This is a genomic window from Qipengyuania sp. S6317L1, assembly GCF_023015615.1.
Taxonomy (GTDB): Bacteria; Pseudomonadota; Alphaproteobacteria; order Sphingomonadales; family Sphingomonadaceae; genus Erythrobacter.
The window spans coordinates 165,985-192,317 of sequence record NZ_JALKAJ010000001.1 but is presented as its reverse complement, the minus strand read 5'-3'; the positions used below and the strand labels follow the sequence as shown (position 1 = coordinate 192,317).

The 26,333-nt window shown below is 59.7% G+C and carries 20 protein-coding genes and 1 tRNA gene; 8 read left to right on the top strand and 13 right to left on the bottom strand.

Translation table 11 applies throughout. The features are described 5' to 3' along the window. Positions 1-16: 16 nt before the first annotated feature. Positions 17-92: transfer RNA gene (locus tag MWU38_RS00995), tRNA-Trp, on the bottom strand. Between the two features lie 113 nt (positions 93-205). On the opposite strand from MWU38_RS00995, the gene aat reads away from it, so the two are divergent. Then, entirely contained in the window at positions 206-997 is a 792-nt protein-coding gene (gene aat, locus MWU38_RS00990; protein ID WP_247270037.1) for a leucyl/phenylalanyl-tRNA--protein transferase, read from the top strand. On the opposite strand, the gene MWU38_RS00985 is transcribed toward aat, so the two are convergent. The 4 genes from MWU38_RS00985 to MWU38_RS00970 form a co-directional block, all read right to left on the bottom strand. After that, on the bottom strand, positions 886-1,467 hold the full coding sequence (locus MWU38_RS00985) for a DUF2155 domain-containing protein (RefSeq protein ID WP_247269964.1): 582 nt from the start codon (positions 1,465-1,467) through the stop codon (positions 886-888). The genes aat and MWU38_RS00985 overlap by 112 nt on opposite strands. A 17-nt stretch (positions 1,468-1,484) precedes the next feature. Beyond that, the gene (locus tag MWU38_RS00980) at positions 1,485-1,904 is read right to left on the bottom strand and encodes an NADH:ubiquinone oxidoreductase subunit NDUFA12 (RefSeq protein ID WP_247269963.1); all 420 of its coding nucleotides are present in this window, start codon (positions 1,902-1,904) and stop codon (positions 1,485-1,487) included. Positions 1,905-2,079: 175 nt separating this feature from the next. Then, entirely contained in the window at positions 2,080-2,595 is a 516-nt protein-coding gene (locus tag MWU38_RS00975; RefSeq protein WP_247269962.1) for a DUF192 domain-containing protein, read from the bottom strand. After that, the gene (locus MWU38_RS00970; RefSeq protein WP_348646854.1) at positions 2,589-3,290 is read right to left on the bottom strand and encodes a regulatory protein RecX; all 702 of its coding nucleotides are present in this window, start codon (positions 3,288-3,290) and stop codon (positions 2,589-2,591) included. The genes MWU38_RS00975 and MWU38_RS00970 overlap by 7 nt, the downstream gene beginning before the upstream one ends. Before the next feature lie 137 nt (positions 3,291-3,427). Here MWU38_RS00970 and MWU38_RS00965 point away from each other — a divergent pair, with 137 nt between their 5' ends. Next, positions 3,428-5,179: a fatty acyl-AMP ligase gene (locus tag MWU38_RS00965; protein WP_247269961.1), complete on the top strand. Its 1,752-nt coding sequence runs from the start codon at positions 3,428-3,430 to the stop codon at positions 5,177-5,179. Here the strand turns inward: MWU38_RS00965 and MWU38_RS00960 are convergent. Continuing rightward, positions 5,176-6,798 (bottom strand): TIGR00341 family protein, encoded by a 1,623-nt coding sequence (locus MWU38_RS00960; RefSeq protein WP_247269960.1) that lies wholly within the window; start codon positions 6,796-6,798, stop codon positions 5,176-5,178. The genes MWU38_RS00965 and MWU38_RS00960 overlap by 4 nt on opposite strands. 221 nt (positions 6,799-7,019) lie before the next feature. On the opposite strand from MWU38_RS00960, the gene MWU38_RS00955 reads away from it, so the two are divergent. The 5 genes from MWU38_RS00955 to MWU38_RS00935 all read left to right on the top strand — a co-directional run bounded on the left by MWU38_RS00955 (position 7,020) and on the right by MWU38_RS00935 (position 12,745). Further along, complete coding sequence (locus tag MWU38_RS00955) at positions 7,020-8,252, top strand: toxic anion resistance protein (protein WP_247269959.1); 1,233 nt, start codon at positions 7,020-7,022, stop codon at positions 8,250-8,252. Beyond that, positions 8,252-9,061, top strand: coding sequence for a hypothetical protein (locus tag MWU38_RS00950; RefSeq protein WP_247269958.1), 810 nt, complete (start codon positions 8,252-8,254; stop codon positions 9,059-9,061). The genes MWU38_RS00955 and MWU38_RS00950 overlap by 1 nt, the downstream gene beginning before the upstream one ends. A gap of 2 nt (positions 9,062-9,063) precedes the next feature. Beyond that, positions 9,064-9,366: a polyhydroxyalkanoic acid system family protein gene (locus MWU38_RS00945; RefSeq protein ID WP_247269957.1), complete on the top strand. Its 303-nt coding sequence runs from the start codon at positions 9,064-9,066 to the stop codon at positions 9,364-9,366. Between the two features lie 177 nt (positions 9,367-9,543). Continuing rightward, positions 9,544-10,149, top strand: coding sequence for a biliverdin-producing heme oxygenase (locus MWU38_RS00940; protein WP_247269956.1), 606 nt, complete (start codon positions 9,544-9,546; stop codon positions 10,147-10,149). 4 nt (positions 10,150-10,153) lie between these two features. Further along, positions 10,154-12,745: an HWE histidine kinase domain-containing protein gene (locus tag MWU38_RS00935; RefSeq protein WP_247269955.1), complete on the top strand. Its 2,592-nt coding sequence runs from the start codon at positions 10,154-10,156 to the stop codon at positions 12,743-12,745. 20 nt (positions 12,746-12,765) lie between these two features. On the opposite strand, the gene MWU38_RS00930 is transcribed toward MWU38_RS00935, so the two are convergent. The 3 genes from MWU38_RS00930 to MWU38_RS00920 all read right to left on the bottom strand — a co-directional run bounded on the left by MWU38_RS00930 (position 12,766) and on the right by MWU38_RS00920 (position 15,506). Next, a complete protein-coding gene (locus MWU38_RS00930) occupies positions 12,766-13,581 on the bottom strand; it encodes a class I mannose-6-phosphate isomerase (protein ID WP_247269954.1) in 816 nt (271 codons plus the stop codon). After that, a complete protein-coding gene (locus MWU38_RS00925) occupies positions 13,581-14,630 on the bottom strand; it encodes a sugar phosphate nucleotidyltransferase (RefSeq protein WP_348646853.1) in 1,050 nt (349 codons plus the stop codon). The genes MWU38_RS00930 and MWU38_RS00925 overlap by 1 nt, the downstream gene beginning before the upstream one ends. Positions 14,631-14,774: 144 nt before the next feature. Next, complete coding sequence (locus MWU38_RS00920; protein ID WP_247269953.1) at positions 14,775-15,506, bottom strand: energy transducer TonB; 732 nt, start codon at positions 15,504-15,506, stop codon at positions 14,775-14,777. A gap of 117 nt (positions 15,507-15,623) precedes the next feature. On the opposite strand from MWU38_RS00920, the gene MWU38_RS00915 reads away from it, so the two are divergent. After that, entirely contained in the window at positions 15,624-18,848 is a 3,225-nt protein-coding gene (locus MWU38_RS00915; protein ID WP_247269952.1) for an ATP-binding protein, read from the top strand. A gap of 88 nt (positions 18,849-18,936) precedes the next feature. On the opposite strand, the gene MWU38_RS00910 is transcribed toward MWU38_RS00915, so the two are convergent. The 4 genes from MWU38_RS00910 to MWU38_RS00895 all read right to left on the bottom strand — a co-directional run bounded on the left by MWU38_RS00910 (position 18,937) and on the right by MWU38_RS00895 (position 26,321). Continuing rightward, the gene (locus MWU38_RS00910; RefSeq protein WP_247269951.1) at positions 18,937-22,482 is read right to left on the bottom strand and encodes a TonB-dependent receptor; all 3,546 of its coding nucleotides are present in this window, start codon (positions 22,480-22,482) and stop codon (positions 18,937-18,939) included. 299 nt (positions 22,483-22,781) lie between these two features. Beyond that, complete coding sequence (locus tag MWU38_RS00905; protein WP_247269950.1) at positions 22,782-23,726, bottom strand: 2-oxoglutarate and iron-dependent oxygenase domain-containing protein; 945 nt, start codon at positions 23,724-23,726, stop codon at positions 22,782-22,784. A 48-nt stretch (positions 23,727-23,774) separates the two neighbouring features. Beyond that, complete coding sequence (locus tag MWU38_RS00900; protein WP_247270034.1) at positions 23,775-25,019, bottom strand: nucleoside transporter C-terminal domain-containing protein; 1,245 nt, start codon at positions 25,017-25,019, stop codon at positions 23,775-23,777. A 147-nt stretch (positions 25,020-25,166) separates the two neighbouring features. Next, complete coding sequence (locus MWU38_RS00895; RefSeq protein ID WP_247269949.1) at positions 25,167-26,321, bottom strand: YeeE/YedE family protein; 1,155 nt, start codon at positions 26,319-26,321, stop codon at positions 25,167-25,169. Between the last annotated feature and the right edge of the window lie 12 nt (positions 26,322-26,333).

Sequence of the window (26,333 nt, the reverse complement as noted above, 5' to 3'; positions counted from 1 at the left end):
CGTTTTTCAAGGAAAATGGCAGGGGCACAGAGACTCGAACTCTGGACCTTCGGTTTTGGAGACCGACGCTCTACCAACTGAGCTACGCCCCTACGCGAGAAAGCGCCTTTATAGCGGCAAAGCAGCTTAGGCAAGCATCGGTTTTGCCCATTTGGTCGAATCTGTGCTGACGCTGATCAAGGCGGGTGATAAGCGCAAAGGCACCATGCATTCGCCTCATCACTCGGATCAGCGGGCCATCATCCCGGTTGAAACCCTGCTGCTTGCCTATCGCAGCGGGATTTTCCCGATGGCGGACAACCGCGAGGATCAGGAGATTTTCTGGGTCGAACCGCGCGAACGCGCAATCATCCCTTTGGAAGGCCTGCACGTCTCCAAATCCTTGCGTAAAGTTCTGCGCGCAGACCGTTTCCACGTGACGATGAACCATGATTTTGAAGGTGTGATGCGCGCTTGCGCTGCGCCGCGCCCGGGCCATCCAGAAAGCTGGATCAGCGAGCGCATCGTAGACAGCTACACCAATCTGCACAAAGCCGGATACGCCCATTCGATCGAGTGCTGGCAGGCCGGTGACGATACGCCCCCTCGCCTTGTTGGCGGGCTTTATGGCGTTGCATTCGAACAGGTTTTTTGCGGTGAGAGTATGTTCAGCCTCGCCGATAATGCGAGCAAGGTCGCGCTGTGCTGGCTTGTCGCATGCCTCAGACGGGCCGGTTACACGCTGCTCGATTGCCAGTTCATGACAGACCACCTCGCCAGCATGGGCGCGGTGGAGATGCCGCAAAAGGCATATCTGAAGCTGGTCGAGCGCGCGCTCGGGCACACGAAAACGGGCTTGAGAGAGGCGTTTCAAAGCTTCGCCGATCCCCAAGCAGGGGACGCGGGTTATTCCTCGGACGATGCCTCAGATGCGGTTTCGGATGCCGGTTCGACTGCTGGCTCGATTGCAGGCTCTCCGGGAAAACGCATCGCGCAGTCCTTGACCCAGACATCATAGATCGGGTGTTCGACCACGTTGAGGCTGGGGTTCTCCTTGAACAGCCAGCCTGAAAACACGCGGGCATGGCCTTGCGCGCCGCGTTCGAGAACGTCCAATTGAACAAAAGCGCCCGTTTCCTGCGGGAATTCGTAAGGCGCGGTTCGCTCGCATGCCTCGAGCCGCACGATCACCGGCCCTTCTTCCACGCTTTCGCCCGGTTTGAGCTGGATATCCTTGGTCACATTGTTGCGTTTGTTGAGAAGCCCGATGGTCGCGATCCGCTCCGCCATGGGGGTGACGTCCTCGGACATCTGCGCCTCGGCGTCGGCGTCCTGCGCAATAGCGGCATCGCTTGCCACTTCGGCCAATTCCACCCGAGCGGGCTCCCCGTCCTCTTCGGCGCCGCCTGTCAGCGAACTGATCTGTTCACATCCCGCCAGCGCCAAGGCAGCGAGAGGGACAAAAGCAAGAGTGGCGAGGGGCTTCACGCAGGGGTGCCTTCGGATCAGCCTTCAGGCGCCCACGCTTCGTAATCGCCATCGGCCTTCGCGCGCTTGCCGCCGCGTTCGATCATCCCTTGCGGAAGATAGGCGTTCGGCGTCCCGGTCGCATTGGGCGTGTAATCGACTTCCCACACCTTGGCGGGGGGAAGATGGCTTTCCGGCACATCGTCAAACGCGCCATGCAGCCAGCCGTGCCATTCGGAAGGCACGCGGCTTGCATCATTGACGCCATCATAGATCACCCAACGGCGCTCTTTCTGCGTGTAAGAGCCTGTGTTGGGGCCATCCTTGCCTTTGGAACGGTAATATTTGTTGCCTTGCGCATCAGTGCCGACGTGCTCGCCGCCAACGCGCTTTGACCACCAGTGCGTACCCAGGGTCGCACCGTCCCACCAAGTGAAGATTTTGCCTAAGATTCCCATGGCAAGAGCCGTTAGCCGATTACGAGAGGCGCGCCAAGCCAGACCTTACGCTTAGTTTGTTTTTCGCACGCCCGTCCGGGCGGGCGTCCTCGCTATGCGGGCAGGCAAGCTGCCCCCGCTGCGGGCGGGCGCCTTGGTCCTCTTGGCGCCCTTGCGGTTTCTGGCGAAACCGTTCCTAAAGACCCGCATCCTCGGGAATCTCGAATTCCACCAGATCACCCGGCGCAATGCCCAGCTCCTCGGACAGGCCGCCGCGGATTTCAAACACCGCGATCGACATGCCGCGCGAGGTCACGCTTTCCAGTGAATAGGGCACGCCTGCCTCGATATTGGTGATCCGCTTGTTTGGACCGATAAAGATAATATCGAGCGGCAGAGGCGTATTCTTCATCCAGAAACTGCGAAACTGGGGCGAATAGGACGGGAACAGCATCCCTTCATCATCGCCCATTTCGTTGCGGAACATCATGCCTTTGGCTTGCTCTTCCTGACTGGCGGCAAGCTCTGTCGTAAACAGGTGGCGCGTATCGCCGCTGACGATGGTCACGTCGATCAGGCGCAACCCTGCCTCGGAATAGTCCGAGTTTTCAGCGACGGGCGCAGGCGCGGGGTTTGCTTCTTGCGCAGATGTTCCGTTTGGCGAACATGCGGCCAGGGCCAATCCCACCAATGCTGCGGCCAATCTCACCATCTATCGGGTTCCTCTTCTGCGTCCTCGGCCTCGATCAGCCATTCGTCGATTTCATCTTCATCTGGCGCATCCAGTATGAATGCGACATGTTCGTATTTGTGGCCCGCGCGAAGCATTGCGGCAACCTGTTTCTCGCGCCGCTTGCGGACCGTTTCGGCAGGCTCTTCGTCTTGAGGGGTAAGCCCGAAAGGCCCAAATCGCCGCTTCTTTGCAAGGAGCACGGCTGCGCGCCGCAAGGTCGCTTCGGAAGGTGCGGTTTCCTCTCTTGTGGTTTCATCCACACCTGCGGCCCATAGCGCCTGGCTCACCCGCCGCGCCCCATAACCCCTTGCGGTAAGGTCGCGTGTCCTGGACCTGGCGTAGGCTTCATCATCGACATAGCCGAGTTCGATCAAACGCTCGACCAGGCCTGCGACATCGGGCGTTTGCACGCGCCCATCGCCATCTTGCGCAACGCCTCTTTCCCGAAGCTTTCTAAGGAGATAGCCTTCAAGCTTCGCGCCCGTGGTGGCAAAGCGAGCGACATAGGAAAGCGCCAGATCACGTAAGGCTGTCTCGTCCAGAGGCCGCGCTTTCTTGCGCTTCTTTTCGACTTTGCCCCGCCGTTTCGCGCGCGCATCTTCGGGTGTCGCTTCACCCGGAACCGACGCATTTTCGCGACAGTTTGATGACGTTTTGCTTTCCTCGGCGCTCATTTCGCCTTATTCGTGCCACAGTCCTTTACAAATGAAAAAGAGAAAAGACCTGCCGCACAGTGTTCTGTGCGAGGGTCAACGGGATTAAATTTTTGCGCGAAGGGACACGCGCCCAAGATGACGGACTTGCAAACACTATGACCGACGCCGCTTTGACGCCCCCGCCGGCCCTCGTGGCAACGCCGAATGACTGTGAATTGCCACGGATCCGCGCCCAGTTCGCGACCTTCAACGATGCGATCGATTACGCCGCGAAAAGCGAAAAAGGCCTTAATTTTCACGATATGCGTGGCCGGCTTGAGCGGGTCTATCCCTATCGCGAGATGCGCGAAGATGCGCTCCAGATGGCCTATCGGCTCATTGCTTCGGGCATCAAACGCGAAGACCGCGTTGCCCTGATCGCGGAAACGGGACCCGATTTTGCGGCTCTGTTCTGTGCGTGCGTTTATGTCGGCGCATGGCCTGTTCCCCTGCCCCTGCCCACCTCGTTCGGCGGCAAGGAAAGCTATATCGACCAGCTTTCGGTGCAGTTGCAAAGCTCTGATCCGGTGGTGCTGATCTATCCCGAAGAGATCGGGGAGATGGCGGGCGCTGCAGCGGAACGTCAGGGGTGCAAGGGCACCAGCTGGCAGGATTTTGCAAAGCTTGACGCGCCCGAGGTCGAGCTTCCCAAGACCGGCCCGCAGGATATTTGTTATCTTCAATATTCCTCCGGCTCGACGCGTTTCCCCACCGGGGTCGCGGTGACGCATGAGGCGCTGCTGCACAATCTATACGGTCACTCGACCACGATGAACCTGGGCGAGAATGACCGCTGCGTCAGCTGGCTGCCGTGGTATCACGATATGGGCCTTGTGGGGTGCTTCCTTTCGCTTATCGCCAATCAGGTGTCGGGCGATTGCCTGAAACCTGATGCCTTTGCGCGCCGACCGCTCGCATGGCTCGACATGATCAGCGCCAACAAAGGCAACACACTCAGCTATTCGCCGACATTCGGTTATGACATTTGCGCACGCCGCATTTCGAGCCAGTCGAATGTGGCCGAACGCTTCGACCTTTCACGCTGGCGCGTTGCAGGGAACGGCGCGGACATGATCCGTCCGGATGTCATGCAAAGCTTCGTCAACGCCTTTGCGCCGGCCGGCTTCAAGGCGAGCGCCTTCACCCCGTCCTATGGCCTTGCCGAGGCTGTGCTAGCGGTTACCGTCATGCCGCCGGGCGAAGGGATCAAGGTCGAACTTGTCGAGGAAGAGCGGCTTTCGGGCACGCCGCGCGACATTTCGCGCCCTGCCCGCTACCGCGCGATTGTGAACTGCGGCAAGCCGCTGCCCGACATGGAAGTGCGCATCACCGGCGAAAGCGGAAAAGCGCGCACCGATCATCAGATCGGCAAGGTCTGGTGCCGCGGCCCATCGGTCATGCACTCTTATTTCCGCAACAAGGAAGCGACCGAGGATTGTCTCATTGACGGTTGGCTCGACACTGGCGACATGGGCTACACCGCCGATGGCTATCTGTTCATCGTGGGCCGCGCCAAGGACATGATCATTATCAATGGCAAGAACCATTGGCCGCAGGATATCGAGTGGGCTGTCGAGCAACTGCCCGGCTTTAACCACGGCGACATTGCCGCCTTCTCGCTCGAAACCGAAAATGGCGAAGAAGCGCCTGCGGTGCTGGTCCATTGCCGCGTGTCCGATCCGGTCGAGCGGGTCAAACTGCGCGAGGAAATCGCGGACAAGGTGCGCTCGGTCACGGGTATGAGCTGCGTTGTCGAGCTGGTCCCGCCACGCACATTGCCGCGCACAAGTTCAGGCAAGCTCAGCCGCGCCAAGGCGAAAAAACTCTATCTCGCCGGCGAGATCGTCCCGATTGAGATGGCGGCCTAGGGCTCGCCCCAAACGGCTCGCAAGGGTCCGAAGCCTGGCTCGATCCGCGCGTTCACACCGCTCTCTTTCAACGCCTCGGCGGCCTGTGTCGCCTCGACCTCCCGTCCGGAAAGCACCACGGGCAGCCCGGTGCGTTTGGCGGCCCATTCGATCAATGCGAGCGCTTTCTGCCCCTCTTGATCGGGGCCCTCCTCGCCGAAGGAAACGGTGCGGGGCAAATCGCCCATTGGCGGCAGCACTTCGATCACCCAATCCGGTTCGGTAGCGGCAATTCGCATCTCCAGCGCGCGGTAGGAGGCAAGGCTGGCGCCCTCCAGTTCGAGCGCTCTTACCGTTGCCCGTTTGCGGCCAGTGTCGACGGTCACTTCGCTATCCGGCACGCCGGCAATCAGCGCGAGACGACCCGCCAGGGCATTGGCGCGAGCAGAAGCTGCTGCCTGCTCCTCGCGCGCGCGCGCTGCGGCAAGTGCTGCCTCGTCGGTGTCCCTCGCGCTCGACCCGGTTTCGACCTGCGCCAAGGTCATATTGACGCTGCGGCCAAGGCGTCCTTCGAGCGCCTTGGTGATGTCTCCTTCCGCATCCTCGCGAAAATCGGGGCTGAACATGGTGGCGGTCACGCCGATCAGCTCTTCGGTAAAGGAAATGTCGAGCTCTGCCAGACGGCCCGAGCCTTCAAATTCTTCCGTGATCTCCTCGCGCACAATGCGCTGGGCGTTGGCTTCCCATGCGATCGTGCGCAGCGACAGGCCAAGCGGCACCGCTAGCGCCAGAAAGACCACAACGATCATGGTGTTCTGGAACTGCGACTGGCGCTGGCTGAGGCTGCCGCGAAAACCGTAGATCTTGGAAAGACCCCAAGCGGTGAGCGCGATGGTCACAAGGTTGGTCACGAACAGCAAAAGCGCGCCGGAAAAGACCGTCCAGTTGAAGGTCGCAAAGCCGAAGCCCACAACAGCCAGAGGCGGCATCAGGGCGGTCGCGATTGCCACGCCGACGATAGCATTGGCGCGCCCCCTGATCATGGCATAGGCGCCTGCAAGCCCTGAAAACAGCGCCACAAGCAAGTCGAACAAATTGGGCTGCGTGCGCGCGGCGATCTCTGGCGTTATCGTTGTGATTGGCGACACGAACACGATGATCGAGCACAAGAGAACCGCGCCAAAACTCCCCCAAAAGAGCGACATGGTCGACTGCTTGAGCCATTGATAATCGGTAATGCCAAGCGCAAAGCCGAGGCCCATGATCGGCCCCATCAAGGGCGAGAGAAGCATTGCGCCGATCACAACGGCGGTCGAGGATTGAAGGAGGCCGATGACCGCGATCCCGGCGCTCATTGCGGTCATGAACAGATAATGCTCTGACATGAGGCAATCATCGCGGCGTTTGGCGATGACATCCTCGTGGTCGACCTGGCCGATGACATCATCGCGCCACCATCCCCGGAAGGTCGCAAGTACGCGCATCAGGCCATAGCGGCTTTGCGTCGCGGCTTTCACTGCTTCTTTCGGGCTGTCGACTTTGCCCCATACAGCCGAAGGGTCGCGTTCTTCGCGCCCGGGCTCAGCCGTCGTGCTTTTTTCCGGATAATTGTCAGCCGGATAGTTGTCTGATTGTGACAATGCGGTTTCCTTTGACGCCGCTTTTACGACCATTCGCGGACAAACAAAAGCTGCAAAAGCATACAGGTGCGAGTGCAAAAGCATGGACGAGGGCGCAAGAAACGGGCAGGTTTGAAAGTGATCCTGAGCGCAAGCTTGAACAACGTGTTTTAGATCACTAATACAGTAGGGAAGAGGCACGAGGCCTCATATATCCGTATAGGGAGCATCGATTTCCTGCCATGAGCAAAGAAGCAACGCCAGACATCAACATTTCCGCGCCGACGAAAACCGCGACGGATTTCGAGCTCACCCCGCCCGATCCCGTGCCACAGGTCGCACCCGAGAGGGCGGCCGGGCTGGTGCCGGTATCAACCGAGCAGAAATCGGCGCTTGAAACCAAGGCGGATGCGTTTGTCGATGATCTGATCTCGGTCGATGCCAATTCGCCGGAATTTGGCGCGAAGGTCGATCAGATCACCCGCATGGGTCAGGAACAGATCCGCGCCGCTGCCGCGCACTCCAACCGCTTCCTCGACCGCCCTGTGCGCGCGATGGACGCCGATAGCGGGGTGGGCAGCGATTTGGCCGAACTGCGTCGCACGGTCGAAGACCTTGATCCGGGCAAGAAGAACAAATTGCTGGAACCGCGCCGCCTGTTCGGGATCATCCCGTTTGGCAACAAGCTCAAGAATTACTTCGATAGCTACACCAGCAGTCAGGGGCACATTCAGGCGATCCTCGAGCGGCTCGAATCGGGCAAGAAAGAGCTCCACATGGACAATGCCGCGATCGACACCGAGCGCGCGAAATTGTGGGAGGCGATGGGCGAGCTGGAGCAGATGATCCATATCGCCAAGACGCTCGATGCAAAGCTTGAGGCAAAGGCGCTTGAGCTTGATGCAAGCGACCCCGAAAAAGCCAAGGCTCTGCGCGAAAGTGCGCTGTTCTATGTGCGCCAGCGCACGCAGGATTTGCTCACGCAAATGGCGGTGAGCGTGCAAGGCTATCTCGCGCTTGATCTGGTCAAGAAAAACAATGTCGAGCTTGTCAAAGGCGTTGACCGCGCCAGCACCACGACCGTGGGCGCGCTTCGCACCGCTGTGACCGTGGCGCAGGCGATGACCAATCAGAAACTCGTTCTGGGGCAGATTACCTCGCTCAACCAGACGACGAGCGACATCATCGATTCCACCAGCACACTGCTGCGTGAACAGACCGCCCAAATCCATGAGCAAGCTGCGGCCAGCACCATTCCGCTCGAAACACTGCAACGCGCGTTCCAGAACATCTATGACACGATGGATGAAGTTGACGACTTCAAGGTGCGCGCTCTTGATAGCATGAAGCAGACCGTCAACGTCCTCACCGATGAGGTCGAGAAATCAAAGGGTTACATCGCCCGCGCCGAAGGACAGGCTCAGGCGCAAGCCAAGGTCGCGAGCGAACCCTCGTTGTTGTCGCTGGATAGCTAATGGCAGACACCACCAGCGAATCTGATCGGATCATGCACGCGGCAAGCCAGTCGCTAGACGCCAATCGCCACGGCGGGGTGCACCGGCGCGCAGCCTCGATTGGAAAGGGTTCGGCCAATGCGAAATTGAAGACGTGGGCGAAGCGCGGCGGCTATTTCGCGCTCGCAGTCTTTGCGATCATGACAGCGGCCTCGATCATTGGCGTTGTGCTCAATGGCATTGGCTTTGTTGGTGTGATGGCCGTCGCAATGGCGATCATGTGCGCGGCGGTGTTCTTCTCGCAATTTCCCAAGGTGAAAATCCCCAAGCGCTCTGAACTCAAACAGGGCAACCCCAAGCAGATGGTTGCGCGGGTTGAACTGTGGCTTGAAAGCCAGCGCGCTAGCCTGCCGCCAATGGCAGCGGCCTTGGTCGAGAAGATGGGCGGACAATTGGACGCACTCGGCGCTCAGCTTGAGACAATGGACGAAGCGCACCCCGCTATGTCCGAAGTGCGCGAGCTGGTGGGTGACTACATCCCTGAGACGATCGACAATTACCGCAAAATCCCAGAGCATTTGCGTTCAGAAGAGCATGCAGGCGGCACGGCTGATGCAAGGCTGATCGAGAGCCTTACCAAAATCTCCGGCGAGCTTGACCGGGTCACGCGGCGTCTGGCCGAAGGGGCGATGGACGATCTGGCGGTCAAATCGCGCTATCTCGACTACCGCTTTGGCAGCGATGATTTGCTCCAAGATGCATCAGGGATGCCCGACACCGGCGTACCGCTTCCAGATTTCGCCCCTGCCACCAAAGAACTGAAGAGCTAGCAATGCGCGTCTCGCTCCCCCACTCGCTTGGCCGCGAAGAAGTGCGCCGCCGGATGCACGCCCACGCCCACGAAATCGGCAGCTATTTCCCGCCCGGAATGGCCACGGTCGAAACCGAATGGCCCAACGAAGACCGGATGGACCTTTTCATCACCGCCGCCGGACAGCAGATCGAAGGCGGGATTGATGTGGGCGATGACACTGTCACTATCGAAATGGACCTGCCCGCGATGCTCGGCTTCCTGCGCGGCACATTGGAGCGCGCCGTCAAAAAACACGGCGGCAGGTTGCTCGAAAAGAAGTAGAACCCCACTCGCGCAACACACGCAACTTCCCACAACTATTCAAATGCACTGACAATTAGTGGGTGCATTCTCGCGCAATATCGCCCAACGATTAATGCGCCTGCTTCGCGCACGCCCCCTTGTAACATTGCATCGACGCTATTTGTGTCTATTTTGAGTGACGACTTGGATAGCGAAATGAAAACAACCCTGGCACCGGACCGCAGCGAAGAGCGGTTGCCGCGAACCTTGCGCCTGCAATTGCGCGAGGCGACGGCCGCCCTTCACGACCGGCTCGATACCGCCATGCGTCCGCCCGAAGACTGGCGTTCTCGCGGCGACTATATCCGGTTTCTCACCGCCCAATACGAGGCCCGCGTGCCCATTGAGGAATGGTTTGGCAAAGTCGCGCCCGCCGCCCTGACGCCGCCCGAGCAATCGCCCCTTCTGGCGCAGGATTTGGAAGCCTTGGGTGCTGAAATTCCGGTGCAGCGGTTCGAATTCGCGCTTGCCGATCAAGGCACACCGGGCTTGATCGGCGCAGCGTGGGTGCTGGCTGGCTCTTCACTGGGTAACCGCGCGATGCTGCACGATATGCGCCGCGCCCTGCCCGATAATGACCGCTGGCCCGCCGCCTTTCTGGGCGACACCGCCATGACCGAATTCTGGCAAGCGCTGCGCCCTCGCATCGAAGAGCCTTGCGCGTTTCAGGATGAAGAGATCGCGGCGCGCGCTGCGGCCTGCATTTTTGACCATTTTCTTACCGTCGCACGGATGACGCGGCCAAAAGTGGGGACGAGATAACACAATGAACTTCCAGACCCTCCCCCATGAATTGACCGAATGCGACCGCGAGGCGATCCACCAGATCGGCTACGTGCAAGGCTTCGGCGCGCTTATCGCGGTCGATTTTGATTGGAAAATAAGTCATTTCAGCGCCAATGCCGCCTCGGTTCTCGAAACTGACAGTGACAGTGACAGGGCCATTGCCGCCGGCCAGCCATTGAGCGATCACTTTGCCAGCGCAGCGATAGATACCCTTCGTGAACGCCTGCACCGGATCAAGGAAGATGACGCGGTCGAGCGTGTCTTTGGACTCAAATTGACCACGGGCGATACGCTCTACGATTGTGTCATCCACCCGTCTGGCAAACACGCGATCATCGAATTCGAACCCCATTTGCAAGGTGATGCCCAGGATCATCTGACCGCGATTGCGCCGATGACAGATGCGATCTCGAGCGCGCGCGATGTCGATACCTTGTGCCAGTCGACCGCGAAACTTGTGCGCGGTCTTCTGGGATATGACCGGGTCATGATCTACCGCTTCCACCGCGATTACAGCGGCGAAGTGGTGGCGGAGGACAAGGTGGACGAGCTGGAAAGCTTCGTTGGCCTCAGATATCCCGCCACTGACATTCCGATGCAGGCGCGCGATTTGTTCAAGCGCAACCGCTTTCGCATCATCGCCGATGTGGATGCCCAGAATGCTCCGATTAAACCAGCGCCCGGCCCGGACAGCGAACCGCTCGACCTGTCGCTGAGCGTTCTGCGCGCCTCTTCCGAAATCCACATCCGATATCTCAAGAACATGGGTGTTGGCGCGTCGCTGACGATTGCGATTGTGCGCGCAGGACAGCTTTGGGGGCTTATCTCGTGCCATCACCGCACGCCTAAGATGATCCCTTTCACCCAGCGCACCGTTGCCGAAGTGTTGAGCCAGATCTTCTCGCTCATGCTCGACCGGCTTCTGGTGGAGCGGTCAGAAAAATTGCGGGTGCGCTCGCTTGCGCTGCACGAACAACTGATGCGGCGGTTTGCCGACGGGATCTCCTTTGTCGAAGACCTCGATATGTTCGAAAGCGTGGTGCGCGAACTCATCGCACATGACGGCGCTTCCGTGTTGATCCGCGACCAATATCGCGCGCGCGGCTGCGCTCCTGACGAGACGCAATTCAAGGCATTGCTGCCTGGCCTTAGCGTGATGCATGATAGCAGCGTCCTGGCGACCAATAACTTGTCGAAGCGTATCAAGGCGGCAGAAGGCATAGCCGATACCGTCGCAGGCGCACTGGTCTTGCCAATCTCGCGCAGCCCGCGCGATTACCTCGTGCTGTGGCGCAAGCCGCTCACCCGGACCGTGCTGTGGGGCGGCAATCCGGCCAAGGCGGTCACAGCCGGCACCGACCGTCTGGAGCCGCGCAGCAGCTTCAAGGCATGGGCCGAGACGGTTGAGGATTTGAGCGAGGAATGGAGCGACGACGAGATCACCATCGCCGAGAGCCTTCGCTCCACCCTTCTTGAGGTGATCTTGCGCATGACCGATGAGGTCGCACAGGAACGCCAGCGCGCGCAGGAAAAACAGGATCTGCTGATCGCGGAGCTCAACCACCGGGTGCGCAATATCCTGAACCTCATCCGCGCGCTTGTTTCGCAATCGGGCAAAGATGCCACCAGCGTCAGCAATTTTGCCTCGATCATCGGCGGGCGGATCGCGGCTCTTGCAAGTGCGCACGACAATATCACGCGCCAGAACTGGGCGCCTGCGCCAGTCGCCGCGCTGTTCGAAACCGAGCTTGAGGCTTATACCGCTGGCAAGAATGACCGGCTGCACCTGACCGGCGACGATGCCTTTATCCAGCCGGAGGCCTACACCGTTCTTGCGCTTGTCGTGCACGAACTGGTCACAAACTCGATCAAATATGGCAGCCTTTGCGACAGCCGGGGCACGATCAATGTCGAGGTGTCGAAGGCATCGAACGGTGATTTGCTCATCAATTGGGCCGAGGTCGGCGGACCGCCTGTTCAACCGCCCGGGCGCAAGGGTTTTGGCTCGACCATCATTTCGCGCGCAATACCCTACGATCTTCGCGGTGAGGCGGAGATGAATTTCAATCTCTCTGGTGTCGAGGCAAAGTTCCGAATTCCGGCCCGCTTTGTCGCACCCCCGGAGCGGGCGATGCCTACCGGTGACGGCGCGCTATCGGGTGAGGATGCCCCGATCCAGCCGAAGGCCACGCGCACCCTGCCCGAGGATGTTCTGATCGTTGAGGACAATATGATCATCGCGCTCGATACCGAAGACAGCCTGATCGAAATGGGTGTTGCTTCGGTGCGGGTGGAAAACACCGTCAACGGTGCGCTGAAAGCGATTGAGGAGCGAGAGCCCGATTTCGCGATTGTGGACTATAACCTTGGTTCTGAATCGAGCCGCCCCGTCGCGCAGGAATTGGCCGCCCGAGGGGTCCGCTTTGTGCTCGCAACGGGCTATTCGGAATTGTCCAGCGACCTTGAGGCCCTTGGGGCCTCTGGCCTCATCAGGAAACCTTATGGAACGGCGGAACTCGAACACGCCTTGCTGGGCGAAGCCAATGACGACGGGTTGGAGATGAGCGCCTGAGATCGGGCCAGCGCAAAGGCCTAGACCGACCGCGTTAGCAAGGTCACCTTCGCTTCGCTGAAATCGAGCGCGTCGAGGCCGGGTGTGATCACGCATTCGCCTTCGCGGGCGATTGCATCGCTGTTTACCGCTTTCACCCGACCATCAAGCGGCAGCGCCATCACCGCGCCCGGATAGGCGGCTATGACAGCCGCATCGGGCCTCCCCTCAACCCGGTCGAGGCGAAACTTTGCTCCGTCGATCAATGTCGGCTGGCGTTCTTGCACGGTGCCTTGCGACGAAGCGGGAAAAGGCGTGCCGAGCGCCACATCGAGCGCGCGATCAAGGTGAAGTTCGCGCGCGCGGCCATAGTCGTAAAGACGAAAAGTCGTATCGCTGTTCTGCTGGATCTCGACGAGCGACAGGCCCGGTCCAATCGCGTGAACAGTACCCGGTTTCAGGTGGAAGATATCGCCCGGTTTGACCTCGCGCCAAGTGAGCAGCTGTTCGATGGTGCCATCGCGCGCCGCGCGTCCCATCTCCTCTGGTGTGATGGGTTCATCAAATCCGATTGCGAGCCGCGCACCGGGCTCTGCATCAACAACGAGCCAGCACTCCTCCTTGCTGTGTTCGCCTTCGCGCGCGGTGTCCTCGCCCGGATGCACCTGAACCGAAAGCTTTTCGCTGGTGAAGAGATATTTGACGAGCAGATCGCTTTGCTCAGGGGGCGGCTCGAACCAGATCTCGCCGATGCGTTTGCCTTCGGGCGCTGAAAACGGCGCGGGCAGATGGTCGCGGCCCCAGACCTTTTCGACCATACGCTTTTCCAGTTTGCGCACAGGAAACTGCGTGCCCATTACTGGTTGACCGCGCCGGGCAGCTTCCCGACTTTTTGCGCGCCATCGCGCGTGGTGACCAGCACTTCATCGCCTGTGACCACGATGCACACATCCTCAAGGCCCACGGCCGAGATGCGCGGGCCATCGCTCATCGCGAGAACCCCGTTGCAATCGATAAGGTCGGCGCGGCCTTTCACGACATTCGCGCCCTTCTTTTCGCTCTCTGGGCCATGCTCCTGCTGCGCCAGAGCATCCTGCAAGGCGGCCCAACTGCCAATATCGGACCAGCCCATATCGGCAGGGACCATGGCGGCATTGGGCGTGTTTTCCATCACCGCATAGTCGACCGAATCCCCCTCGATTGCGGCAAACTCCGGAGCTGACGGGTGGATGATTGCGCCGTCGGTTTTGGCGCCTGCTACAGACGCTCTGACCGCATTGGCCATCGCCGGACGATACTGCGCCAGAGCGTCGAGGTAAGCGCCCGCCCGGAAAGCGAAAATCCCTCCGTTCCAGCTGTATTCGCCGGTCGCCAGATAGCTTTTCGCGCGCTCGAAATCGGGTTTCTCAACGAATTGGGCAATCGCAAATCCGCCCTCAAGCGCCTCGCCACGCCGGATATAGCCATAGCCGGTTTCGGGCCGGTCGGCGGTGATGCCGAAGGCGGTGAGATAATCTTTTGCGGCCAGGGCCCCCGCAGCCGCCGCAGCCTCGCGAAAAGCCGCAGGGTCGGCGATATAGTGATCGCTCGGGCACACCAGCATGATTGCATCAGGTTCGAGCACAGCTGCTGCAAGCGCGATCGCAGGCGCGGTGTTTTTCGCTGCTGGCTCAATGATCAGGCGATAGGATGCTGTGCACATTTGCTCGGTGATCAAGGCTTCATGAGCCTCGCCTGCGACGATGACAGGGTCTGCAAACCGCGCATCATCCGCCACCCGCGAACACGCCTGTTCGAACAGGCTTGTGTCACCGACAAGAGGTAGGAACGGTTTGGGTCTGGCTTTAACGCTCATCGGCCAAAGGCGTGTGCCGCTGCCGCCGCATAATATGATGGGATGGATCACGAGCGCACTAATCCTTAGCTTTCGGCCCTTGGTCTGGGGCCATTCTTCGGCATTTCTGCCCTTCTTCCAGCCCTTTCGCAAAAGCTATGCACCCGATTGCGAAGCAGAACAACTGACCACGTATTCTCACGTAATATCGTGGTCTTAGCGTTCACGAAAATCAACCCGATAGCCATAGCGAGCGGCCACCGGTTCGCCGTCCTGACGCCGCGCCGGGTTGAAGCGAATTTTTTCCATCACCAATCCGCACACCAGCGAGGTCGTCGCCGCATCCGCGCTGGTGCGCGCGACCGAGCAATTGGTCGCACGGCCATCGCGCTGCACCGTAAAGACAACGGTGACCGAGGTGCCATATCGCGCCGAACGCCCGCCTTCTGGCGCCGGAAAATCGCGCCTTGGGTCAAGCGAACCCGATCGCACGCTGGGCTTGACGGCGACACCATTGCCCTGCCCGCCGCCCTGATTGCCGCTGCCTGTCCCAAGGCCCTCGCCCTCGCGCCCGGTGCCATCGCCGGCATCGGTTGCGCCCGAGGTGTCGGCTGTGCCGGTCGAAGAGGCGCGCGGGCGCGGCTCGGGCCGGGTTTCAGTTCGCGATGGCGGAGCGGTCACCGGCTCGGGCACGGCCTGCTTGCCTGCATTCCCGCTTGCTCCTTCATCGGGTTCGGGCTCAGTTTCGGGGTCCGGTTCGTCGTCGGGTGTCGTGACCGTCACGGTAAGAACGCGGCCCACCTCTTCCTGAACGCTGGCGGTAAAGTCAGGCGCGAGCAGGCTTGCAAGGCCATAAAGCGCGGCGACGTGGAACAGGGCAATTGCCAAAAGCCAGTGCCACCGCAGTTCTCTGGGTTTTCCCTGATAGCGTGATTTGGCCTTGATCATTGATTCTCTGCGAGGGGTAAAATTGGTTTCGCGAACGAGCCACAAAACCAGCTTCGAGGATGCACAGGAGCTAACGCTAGCACGCTAGCAACTCCACACCTCTTTGAGCGATAAGCGATGGAGCGCAGCATAGATAGCGCAGCAAACACGTCTGGCAAAGCATATGCCTTTGATGCCGAAGATTATCTCGGGAACGGCACGTCCGCGCGCACGCGGAGCCGCATCGAGCCGCTGCCGCGCACTTTGGGTGTATCAACCCAACCATCGAGCGGCTTTTCGCATCCATTTTCGAAAATGGATCTGCGCACATTGTTCGGAGCGCATGCCGACATTCGCAGTTGGGCCTACGGGATCGCGACGGGTCTGGCTTATTTCTGCGCCGGTTTCTGGTGTCTGGCACTTGCCCGTTTTGATGCAGCGCTCGCCAGCATCTGGGTCCCCAACGCCTTAGCAGTGTCGGTCCTGTTCATTGCCTGCCTGCGCAATGAATTGCCTTTGATCCTGGCTATTGGTCTTGGCAGCCTGGCAGCCAATGTGCTGTCGGGCACGGCTGTCCCGACAGCGTTTGTGTTCTCTATCGCCAACCTGGCCAACGTCCTGATCGCGGCCTGGCTGGTCCGCAGGGTATGCGGCGCAGTGCCCGACCTCACCGACCTCTCGCATCTGGGGCATTTTCTGCAGTATGCCGGGGTTGTTGCCCCTATTGCAGGCGCCTTGATTGCGGCACCCGCGCTGGGTCCAGGCCTTGATGCAGTCTTGAGCGGCATGACTGCGTGGTTTGTCGCCGAAACCATGGGCGCGATCCTGATCGTGCCCGCCGTTCTGCTTGTCTCCAGAGCTTGGAGGACGCCAGCGGCCGTCACGCCGAAAAAGCTGCTTGAGGGTGCAAGCCTGGCTGCGTTCGGGCTGGTTGCAGTCACTATTGATCTGACCAACAACAATTATTCCCTCATGTTTCTGGTGCCTCCGATCACCTTGATGCTGGCGATCCGGCTCGGCGCTCTGGGCACCGCTCTTTTTGTCCCCGGCATCGCCATCGTCGCAGGGGTTACGAGCTACACCGGGGTGGGGCCAACCGCCACGGCGGGGCTTGATGAGAGTATAAAACTGCACCTCCTCCAAGCCTTTATTGCCGCGAACTTCCTTACCGGCCTGCCGGTTGCCGCCATTTTCGCAGGGCGCGAACGCCTGACCGAAGAATTGCGCAAGGGGCGACGTGAACTGGCCGTTCTGACCGAAGGGATCACAGATGCCGTTCTGTTCATCGATCATCGCCGGGTGTGCACCTACGCCTCACCCTCGGTTCTCGATGTTTTGAACCGCTCGCCTGAAGAGATTGTCGGAACACGGGTGGATCAACGGGCACACGAAGACGCGCGTGACGATATCAAAAACGTATTCGACTTGTTGTATAGCGGGCGAAGCGAAAAGGAACGCCTGACCTATCGCCGCCTGCTGGATGACGATAACGGCAACCCCGTTTTCATCGAGGCCGAATGCGCAGTCGTGAAAGACGCGGCCAGCGACAGGCCAAGAGGCATTGTCGTTTCCGCGCGCGATGTGACAAAGCGTGTCGAGCTTGAACTTCTGCTCACGAGAGCGCGCAAGTCCGCTGAGAAAGCCGCTCGCGCGAAAAGCGAGTTCCTGGCAAATATGAGCCATGAAATCCGCACGCCCATGAACGGGGTTCTGGGCTTTGCGGAGTTGTTACGCGAAGGCGAATTGAGCGAGGAGAACCGTCGCCATGCCGATATGATCGTCCAATCGGGTCGATCAATGATGATGCTTCTGAACGATATTCTCGATCTGTCGAAGATCGAGGCGGGACAGGTGTGCACCGCCAAGGAACCGGTGGATGTGTTCGCCACAATATCAGAGTGCGTGGCGCTTTATCGCCCGTCCGCGGAAAAGGCGGGATTAACGCTCGAGTTCTCGATTTCAGAAGCTTCCGACGCGCTTGCCAAGGCGGGCGTTGCGCAAAGGTTAAATCCCTGGATCAAGACAGATGGGCTGCGACTGCGACAGATTGCGCTCAATCTCATCGGCAATGCGATCAAGTTCACCGAAGAAGGCAAAGTTCGCATCGGCGTGAACGGCGATGAGGAGAACATAAGCATTAGCGTGACCGACACAGGTATCGGCATCAACCCGGCGCGTCTCAAGACGATATTCGCCCCCTTCACGCAAGGCGAAAGCGACACTGCACGCCGGTTCGGCGGGACCGGGCTTGGCCTGACGATCAGCAGGCAATTGGCCGAGCTTTTGGGCGGCACAATCGAAGTGGAGAGCGAGGCAGGTGTGGGCTCGCGCTTCACATTGACCCTTCCGGCAACCTACACACAGGCGCCGGTTCCAGAGACAGTGGAGGAGGACAGGGAGTTCGAACCCTCTATGCTGCCACAGCAGGCGAGCATTTTGCTGGTGGAGGATCACGATGTGAACCGGATGCTTGTCACCGAAATGCTTGAGCGGTGCGGACAAAGCGTTGCGAATGCGCATGACGGGAACGAGGGCATTGCGATGGTGATCGATTCCATCGTGCGGGGCAAACCCTATGATCTTGTGCTGATGGATATTCAGATGCCCGGCTGCGACGGCTATGCCGCGACACGTGCGATCCGGGCCGAGGGAATTACTCCGGACGAGCTCCCGATCATCGCGCTCACCGCAAACGCTTTTCAAGAGGATTTGGCAGCGGCGCGCGATGCTGGGATGCAAGGCCATCTTGCAAAGCCACTGGTGTTTGCCGATCTTGCCCGAACGCTTCAACGCTGGCTGCCCACGCGCATCATCGCCGATGGCGAAGACGAGGACAATCAAGCTTTGCGCTCGACGGATTACGAGAGCGACAAGGCGGATGATTGCCATGGCGAGGCAGAGGGTGACGAGGATTGTGTCACCACCCGGATCGTCGACATATCGCGCGATCCGGCCTCGCGCTCGCCCAAGATCGGCGAGAGACTTTTACTTCGGCCCACGACCGCCGACGGCACCGCGCGCTACGGCCCGGACATCGCGCCAGCGCCGCGTTCGCCTGCGCTTTTGCGACGCTGGGAAAAACGGCGCAGGGAAGCGGTTGAAGCGGTGCGAGAGGCGCTTGAAAGCGGCGCATTGTCCGCGCAGGGGGGCTCACAGGAGGAATGCGACAAGCTTGCCGCGATCGTCCACAAGCTGGCCGGGACTGCGGCGCTGTTTGGCGAAGCCGAGCTTGGCGATCAGGCCGCTGCCCTTGAGCAGGCTTTGCGGATGAAACTGCCCACCGATGTGCGTGAGACGCTCGCTTTTGAGCTGTTGAGCGTGGCGGATGATCCGGCCGACACTGTCGCCCGAATCGCAAACTAGACAGCGCAACCTGCCAGCCACACAAAAAAGCGGCGGAAGGTCGAAAGACCTCCCGCCGCTCTTGTTCGCTTGGTGCGAGGGTTACGAATTAGAATTCGTAACGAACGCCGAGCTGGATACGCCATGCCGATGGGTTGATGGCGATGAAGTTCTGATCGTCCGGAGCAAAACCACCGATCGCGTAACGGCCTTGGCTGTCAACTGCGTCAGGGCGCAGGGTGTCAGGGCGATCGTTTGGATCGTTGGGATCGTCAACAAAGTCCGGATCAGCGATGCTGATGCCGGCATCCGCAACCGAGACGAGGCCGTTGAAGCCGCCGCGCGAACGAAGGATGTTCGCACCGCTGTCGAGCAGGTTGAGGAAGTTTGCAATGTCAGCGAACACTTCGATGCGGTCTTGCTTGATGCCGGTCAGGCTGCCGATGAACGGCAGTTCCTGGCTGACGCGCAGGTCCATGTCATAGTGCCAGTCATTGCGGCAGGTGTTACGACCGATCGTTTGACCCGGTTCAAAGTCACAACCCGATGCAGCGACATAGTCGATTGTGTCCTGAATAGCTTCTGCCTGAGCGGCCTGAAGAGCAGCAACTTGCGTTTCAGTGAAGCCTTGGCCGGAGAAGTCGGTCAGGTTTGGATCGTCGATGCCGGTTGGCACGTAGAGCAGCGCGTTGTCGCTACCCGACGAGCTGTCGGCGAAGACGCCGCCGCCATCGAAGGTCAGGCTGTATGGACGGCCTTCACGAGCACGGAAGAAGATACCGAAGCTTGTGTCGTAACCCTCGAAGAACTCTTCGCGGAAGTTGGCGGCAACGGTGAAGTTGTGACGCGTTTCCGTGGTTGCGGTCGATACGGCCGGATCCTGACGATCAAACGCCGCAGTAACGTCGAACGACGAGGTAGCCGTCGAAGACTGGTTGTTACGTGCGTTGTTTGAATCGGTGAAGGCATAGCCGAACTGAAGGCGGGTCGAGCCATTCTGGGTGAAGACACCGCCATCGAACTGCTTGCTGATTACAGCAGAGACCGAGTGCGAATCGCCATCACGACCATTGGTCAGCTGGATGTTGTCATCACGGCCAGTGTTGAAGCACTCTGGCGTCACACCGGTGTATACCGGAGGCGTTCCGCCAGTGCCCTGCAGCACTGCATTACAACCCGCAGCCGTCGCATCGATAGCAGCGAGAATTGGACGACCGTCCGCGGTGAAACCATTGAGGCCATTACGAACATCAGGTGTCTGCGACAGATCGACGAAGTTCAGCGAGTTGTTGAACTGCGAGTAGATGTAGTCGAGTTGCAGGTTCCAGTTGCTGAAGAAGCCGGTTTCGGCCCCGAAAGTGGTCTGGAACGCGACGCTTGCACGCGCCACAGTCGGAACGTCGAAGTCGGGGTCGGTTGACTGAACGTCAGCAAGACCTGCTTCAGCGTCGGCTGCACCGCCGTCAATCGCACATTGCGGGAAGCCAATGAAGCCATTGTCGCCGACAACGTCGAATTGACCTGTTGCGCCATCGACCGGAATGTCGCCCGCACCACAGTCGAAACGGGTTGTGCCAAGCGCGCTAGAGAAGCCGTTGTTCGAGAACGCGTTCGAGTAATACACAACCGGGTCGCCGCCCGAGAAGATGCCGACACCGCCGGTGATACGGCTGTCAGAGAAGAACCCATCGTTGAAGAATTCATAGGTCGCCGACAGACGTGGGAGCAGAACCGGATCAATCGAGCTGAACGATGTCGTGTTGGCAAAGCCATAACGATCGAAGAAGTTCTGGTTGTAGCGGGGTGTGTCACCGTCATAGATCTGGACACGCAGACCAGCATTGATCGAAAGCTGATCGGTCGCTTGCCAGTCGTCCTGAGCGTAGAACGAGTAGATGCGGCGGCTGAAGGTTGCAGCTGCGTTGTTGATGTCGCCGCCTACACCTGCGTTGATGTCACCGCCAAGCGCGGAGCCATCGGCAACTTCGTCTGCGTTCGGGAACAGCTCTGTGCCAGGTGACAGCAGACCTTCTTCGAAGTCAGCGAAGTTCTGGAAGTAAAGCGAACCGGTTGCGTTGATCGCGAACAGGTTGAACACTTCCAGATCGTTGACCTCTGCACCCAGCTTGAAGAAGTGACCGTCGCCAGCATCGATGTTCATCTGGAAACGGGCCTGGGTGATCGTCTGATCGAGCTGGTTAGCCGAACGGAAGATGCCAGGGCCGGTGCTGAGGATACCGGATTGAGTGGTGCGACCATCAACCGGAAGAACGCCAACAACCAGACGCGGGGTGGGGTTTTCGGCCTGTGCTTCGCCAAAGCCCACTGGACCTTGAACGTCGCCCACTTCCGAACGGCTCACACGAAGCTCGGTCGAGATCGCGTCGGTCCAGTCAGAATAGAGACGAACCGAATAGTAGTCGGAAGTCGTGCCTTCATCTTCGAACGAGTTGAAGCCGGTGATGTTCTGGCCGCCAAAGTCGCTTTCGATGTTGGTTTCTTCAAGACGCTGATACGTTGCTTCGAGACGGTGATCATCGTTGATGATCGCGTCGAGACGGGCAAAGTAACGCTTGTTGCCTTCTGGCAGAGCGGTTGGGTAACCGCCGATGTCCTGGCCGTACACATCGCGGGCAATGCGAGCGAACTCGTCGAACTGCTCTTGGGTTACGAAGTTGGCTTCGTTGGTGAAGCCGCCGCCGTTTGGACCAAAGTTGTTGCCGCCGGTAAGGTCAGCTTCTTCGTAACCGACCGAGAAGAACAGGCGATCAGGGATGATCGGGCCGGAAAGCGTCGCGCCGTAGCGCTTTTCTTCGTTCGCGGTGAGCGGACGGCCATCGATGTTATCTGCGAACAGGCCGCCATCGAAGTAGGTGTAAAAGGCAGAGCCGCTGAATTCGTTGGAACCTGCTTTGGTCACAACGTTGATGAGACAGCCGGTGAACTCTGAATATTCAACGTCGAACGGCGCGAATTCAACCGACAGCTGGTCGACAACGTCGAACGGAAGCGGAAGCGAGTTACGCGCTGCGAAAGGCGTACCGTTCAGACCGAAGGTGTCCGATTGAACGATGCCGTCAACGGTGAAGGTGTTGGTGCGGTCGTTACCGCCAAGGCAGGAGATACGATCAACGTCGTTGTTCTGCTCGAGGCTGACGCGCGGGTCGATGCGGATGATGTCGCGAATGTCGCGGGTGATCGAAGGGAAAGCTTCGAGCGTTTGCGTGTCGAATGCAGCGCCTGGACCAACAGCAACCTGGGTCACCTGAGCGCGTGCGCCCGTCACCACGATGGTGTTGCCGGCGTTTTCCGAGCTCAGGGCAAAGTCAAAGCCGGTGTTGCCCGAAATGCTGAGCTGAACGCCTTCAACCGTCTGACCTTCGAAACCGGGAGCGGTCACGGTGACGGTGTATGGGCCGCCTGGCTGAAGCGACTGAACGCGGAAGTTACCTTGCGAACCGGTCGAAAGCGTGCTCGCCTGATTGGTGCGGGTGTCGGTAACAGTGACGGTAGCAGCGGCAACAGGATTGCCCGCTTCGTCGGTGACGGTGCCTTCGACACCGGAGGTAATTTGCTGCGCGTGTGCTGGCGCTGCAATGGTTGCAGCAGCGCTAAGGCTTACGACGCTGGCTGCCAAAAGATACTTTAACTTCATGAGAGGATGCCCCTTATCACTTCCTGGGAACGGATACTGGAGGCGGCCTATGGGGCCACTGCGTGGCGCAATGGGGACGTTTTTATGACAGGTCTATGACGGTAGGCTTTGGGCGTCGGGATAAACTTGCCGCAGCGCAGCATAAAACAGCCCGAAAACCGCAGAAATCCGCGCAGTTTCGGGCTGTGTTGCACCGATGCCACTAGGCCAAGGATTTTGTTTTTTGATTTTGCACCGCGCAAAATGCACGCAAAATGAACGAATCAGGCGCTCAAACGCGCGCCTGTCGGGCCGGAAAGTTACGCCAGATTGATTTCGCGCAGACGCTGCAGGAGAAAGTCATGGCTGCTGATCGCAGGCTCTACTTTCGCGCCATCCTTTTGCGCGCAAGTCTCCAGCGGCTCGATCACGTAATCGGGCCGGAAATGCAGGAAGAACGGCATCGAATAACGCGACCTTTGCGCGCCTGCCCCTTTCGGGTTCACAACGCGGTGCGTGGTCGAAACCAGTGTCCCTGCGGTCAGGCGTTCAAGCATGTCGCCCACATTGATGACGAGCGAGCCTTCTTCGGCATAGACAGGGTGCCATTCGCCCGACCTGGTGAGCAGCTCCAGCCCTGCTTCCTCCGCGCCGAGCAAAAGGGTGATGGTGTTGATATCACCGTGCGCGGCCGCACGGATCGCGCCTTCGGGAGCGTCCGGACCGAGCGGCGGATAATGCAAAAGGCGCATCACCGAGTTTCCGTCCTCAACCGTCCGGGCAAAGAAATCCCGCTCAAGCCCCAGGTGCAGCGCAATCGCTTCGAGCACGCGCAGGCCCGTTTTTTCAAACGCGGCATAAAGCTCGCTGAAGGTCGCCTCGAACTCAGCAATTTCCGATGGCCAGACATTGGGCGCCATGTATTCGGCAAGCGCGTGATCTTGCGGAAGCTCGCGGCCGACGTGCCAGAATTCCTTGAGATCGAAGATATCGGCATCCTTGGCCTTTTCCGTGCCGAACGGCGTATAACCGCGCGCACCGCCGCCGCCTTCGATCTTGTACGCTTTCTTGACGTCGTCAGGCAGCGCAAAGAATGCCTTTGAAACCTCTTCCGCCTTGTCGATCAGGCCTTGGGGAATGCCGTGGTCGCGCACCACTGCAAAACCGTATTCGGCAAAGCTGCGGCCAAGCTCGTCAGCGATGCCAGCCAGAGGCTTTGCAAGGGAAACGGAAGCAATGTCGGCGCGTGTATCTGTATCGGTCATGACGCCCACTTAATGTGGCTCGCGCGCTTGTGCCAGAGGGTTCGCCCGTCAAAAGGGCAAAAACAGGCTTGCGAGCGCGGCGCTCATCAGGTTTGCAAGGCTGCCCGCGGCAAGCGCTTTCAAGCCCAGCTTTGCAATTACAGGACGTTGGTTCGGGGCAAGGCCGCCCGTCACCGCCATCTGGATCGCGATGGATGAGAAATTGGCAAAGCCGCAAAGCGCAAAGGTGACGATCGAACGGCTGCGCTCGGTCAATCCCTCGACCGCGCCAAGCTCGATGAAGGCGACAAATTCGTTCAACACGATCTTGGTACCGAACAGTCCGCCTGCGATCTGCGCCTGCTCCCAATCGGAAATACCGATGAGGAACATGACCGGCGCAAAGACATAGCCGAGCAATTGCTGGAAGGTCACATCGGGAAAGCCGAACCATCCGCCAATCCCGCCCAGAATACCATTGGCAAGCGCCACCAGAGCAACAAACACCATGACCATCGCGCCAACGGCCACGGCCAGTTTCACACCGGTGGTTGTCCCTTGCGCGGCCGCCTCGATGATATTGGCAGGGGCCTCGCCCTCTTCGAAGGTTTCAGAGACGGTGACGGTCTCCATCAGCTTGTCGTGTTCGGCCGCTTCTTCGGGGTCGTCGGGCATGATGATCTTCGCCATCAGGATGCCGCCGGGCGCCGACATAAAGGCGGCTGCGAGCAGGTATGGCACCGCTTCATCCCCAAGGAAGGACGCGTAGGCGGCAAGGATGGTCCCTGCAACGCCCGCCATGCCAACGCACATCAGCGTGAACAGGCGCGAGGGCGGAAGCGCTGCGAGATAGGGGCGCACCACAAGCGGACTTTCGGATTGGCCGACAAATATGTTAGCGGCGCTTCCCAAAGCCTCGACCTTGCTGATCCCCGTGACCCAGCCGATCGCCCCGCCAAGCCAGCGCACCAGCCGCTGCATCACGCCAAGGTAATAGAGGATTGATACGAGCGCCGCGAAGAACACGATCACCGGAAGCGCCGCGATAAGGAAGGTGTTGGCAAACGGATTGTCGCCCATCGGCCCGAACAGGGTTTCAATCCCGCTGACCGAATAGCCAAGCAGAGCAATCACGCCGTTCGACAGGAACTGGATCGCCACCACGCCGAAATCGGTGCGCAGCACGAGTAGCGCCATCAATGCCTGAAGCGCGAAGGCGGCCCCGACAACGCGCAAATTGATGCGGCGTTTGCCCGAGGACAATAGAAAAGCGATTGTAAGAATAGCAATGATGCCAAAGACGCTCATCAGCATCGAGCTTGCGGTTGCGCTCAAAAGATCCCTCACGTGGGGAGAGCCCCTGGCGATTGTCGCGCCGTGGCCTGCCCCTTATCTGCCCGGTTGAAATTCGTGTTGGCATCAGCAGGTGGCAGCTTGCGCCGGATCGCGCAAGAGGGCGCGCTAGACGACGAAGCCCTTGCCTGTGCGCAATTTAAGCGCGGCTGCGCTACCGATAAGCGCTGCGACCATCCAGAGAAGACCGTGCGCGCTTCCCGAGACAGAGCCACCGAGATATGCGCCGATGTTGCAACCATAGGCGATCCTTGCCCCGTAGCCCATGCAAAGACCGCCGAGGATTGCCGTGCCCATGTCTCCGGGTGACAGGCGCAATTGCGGCTTGAACCGGCCCGCAAAGCTTGCCGCCAGCATGGCCCCGCCGATAATCCCGAAATTCATCACCGATGTCGCATCGGTAAGGACGCTCCGCGAAAGCCAGCCTTGCCGTCTTTGCCAATATGGCCAACTTGCGACATCCACTCCGCCAAGGCTCGCAATCTTCGCGCCCCAAAGCGTAAAGGCAGAGGTGATCCCCCAGGGCCTTCCCAGCAGGACCAGCGTCGCGACACTGACCAGTGCGATCGCGCCCGCGCCCAGCCACAAGGACCATGGGCCTAGCAGGATCGAACCTGTCTCGCGCCCGGCTTGCAGCTTGCCATGAAGGCGAATTTCGCGCCTGCGTGAGTATATCCAAATCGCGCCGATCAGGGCGGCAAGCACGAGCAGCCCCGCAACCGCGCCAAACTCCTGCACGAGGCCGAAGCTGCGTACTGCGGGAAGGCTTCGCCACCATGGCACATGAAGCGTTGCAAAGATCGAACCTGCGACAAACGCGCTCAGGGTGAAAACCATCCGCGTGCTGCCGCCGCCAAAGGTGAAGAGCGTGCCAGAGCCGCAGCCGCCGGCAAACATCATTCCGAAGCCGAACATGAAAGCGCCGACGACGACCCCGACACTCAATGGCGCGACCGAACCGCGCACCGACAGGCCAAGGGCCTCCCCATGGCCGATCAGCGGGAAAGCGACGAGCGCAACAAGCCCGATCAGCACCAGCTGCATCCGAAGGCCATGGCCCAAACCCTCGGCCAGAAACGCGCGCCAATGGGCGGTAAAACCAAAAGCGGCATGATAAAGCGCAAAACCTGCAAGAAGGCCGATTGCGCTCGCTCCTGTAAGCTTTGCACCGGCGGTCAGCCATACGCTTATAAGAAGCGCTGTTACCCCTGTTGCGACCGCGAGCAGCTTTCGCCAGTCGGGGTCTTCGCGCACCGCTTCCACGCCCCGGAACCT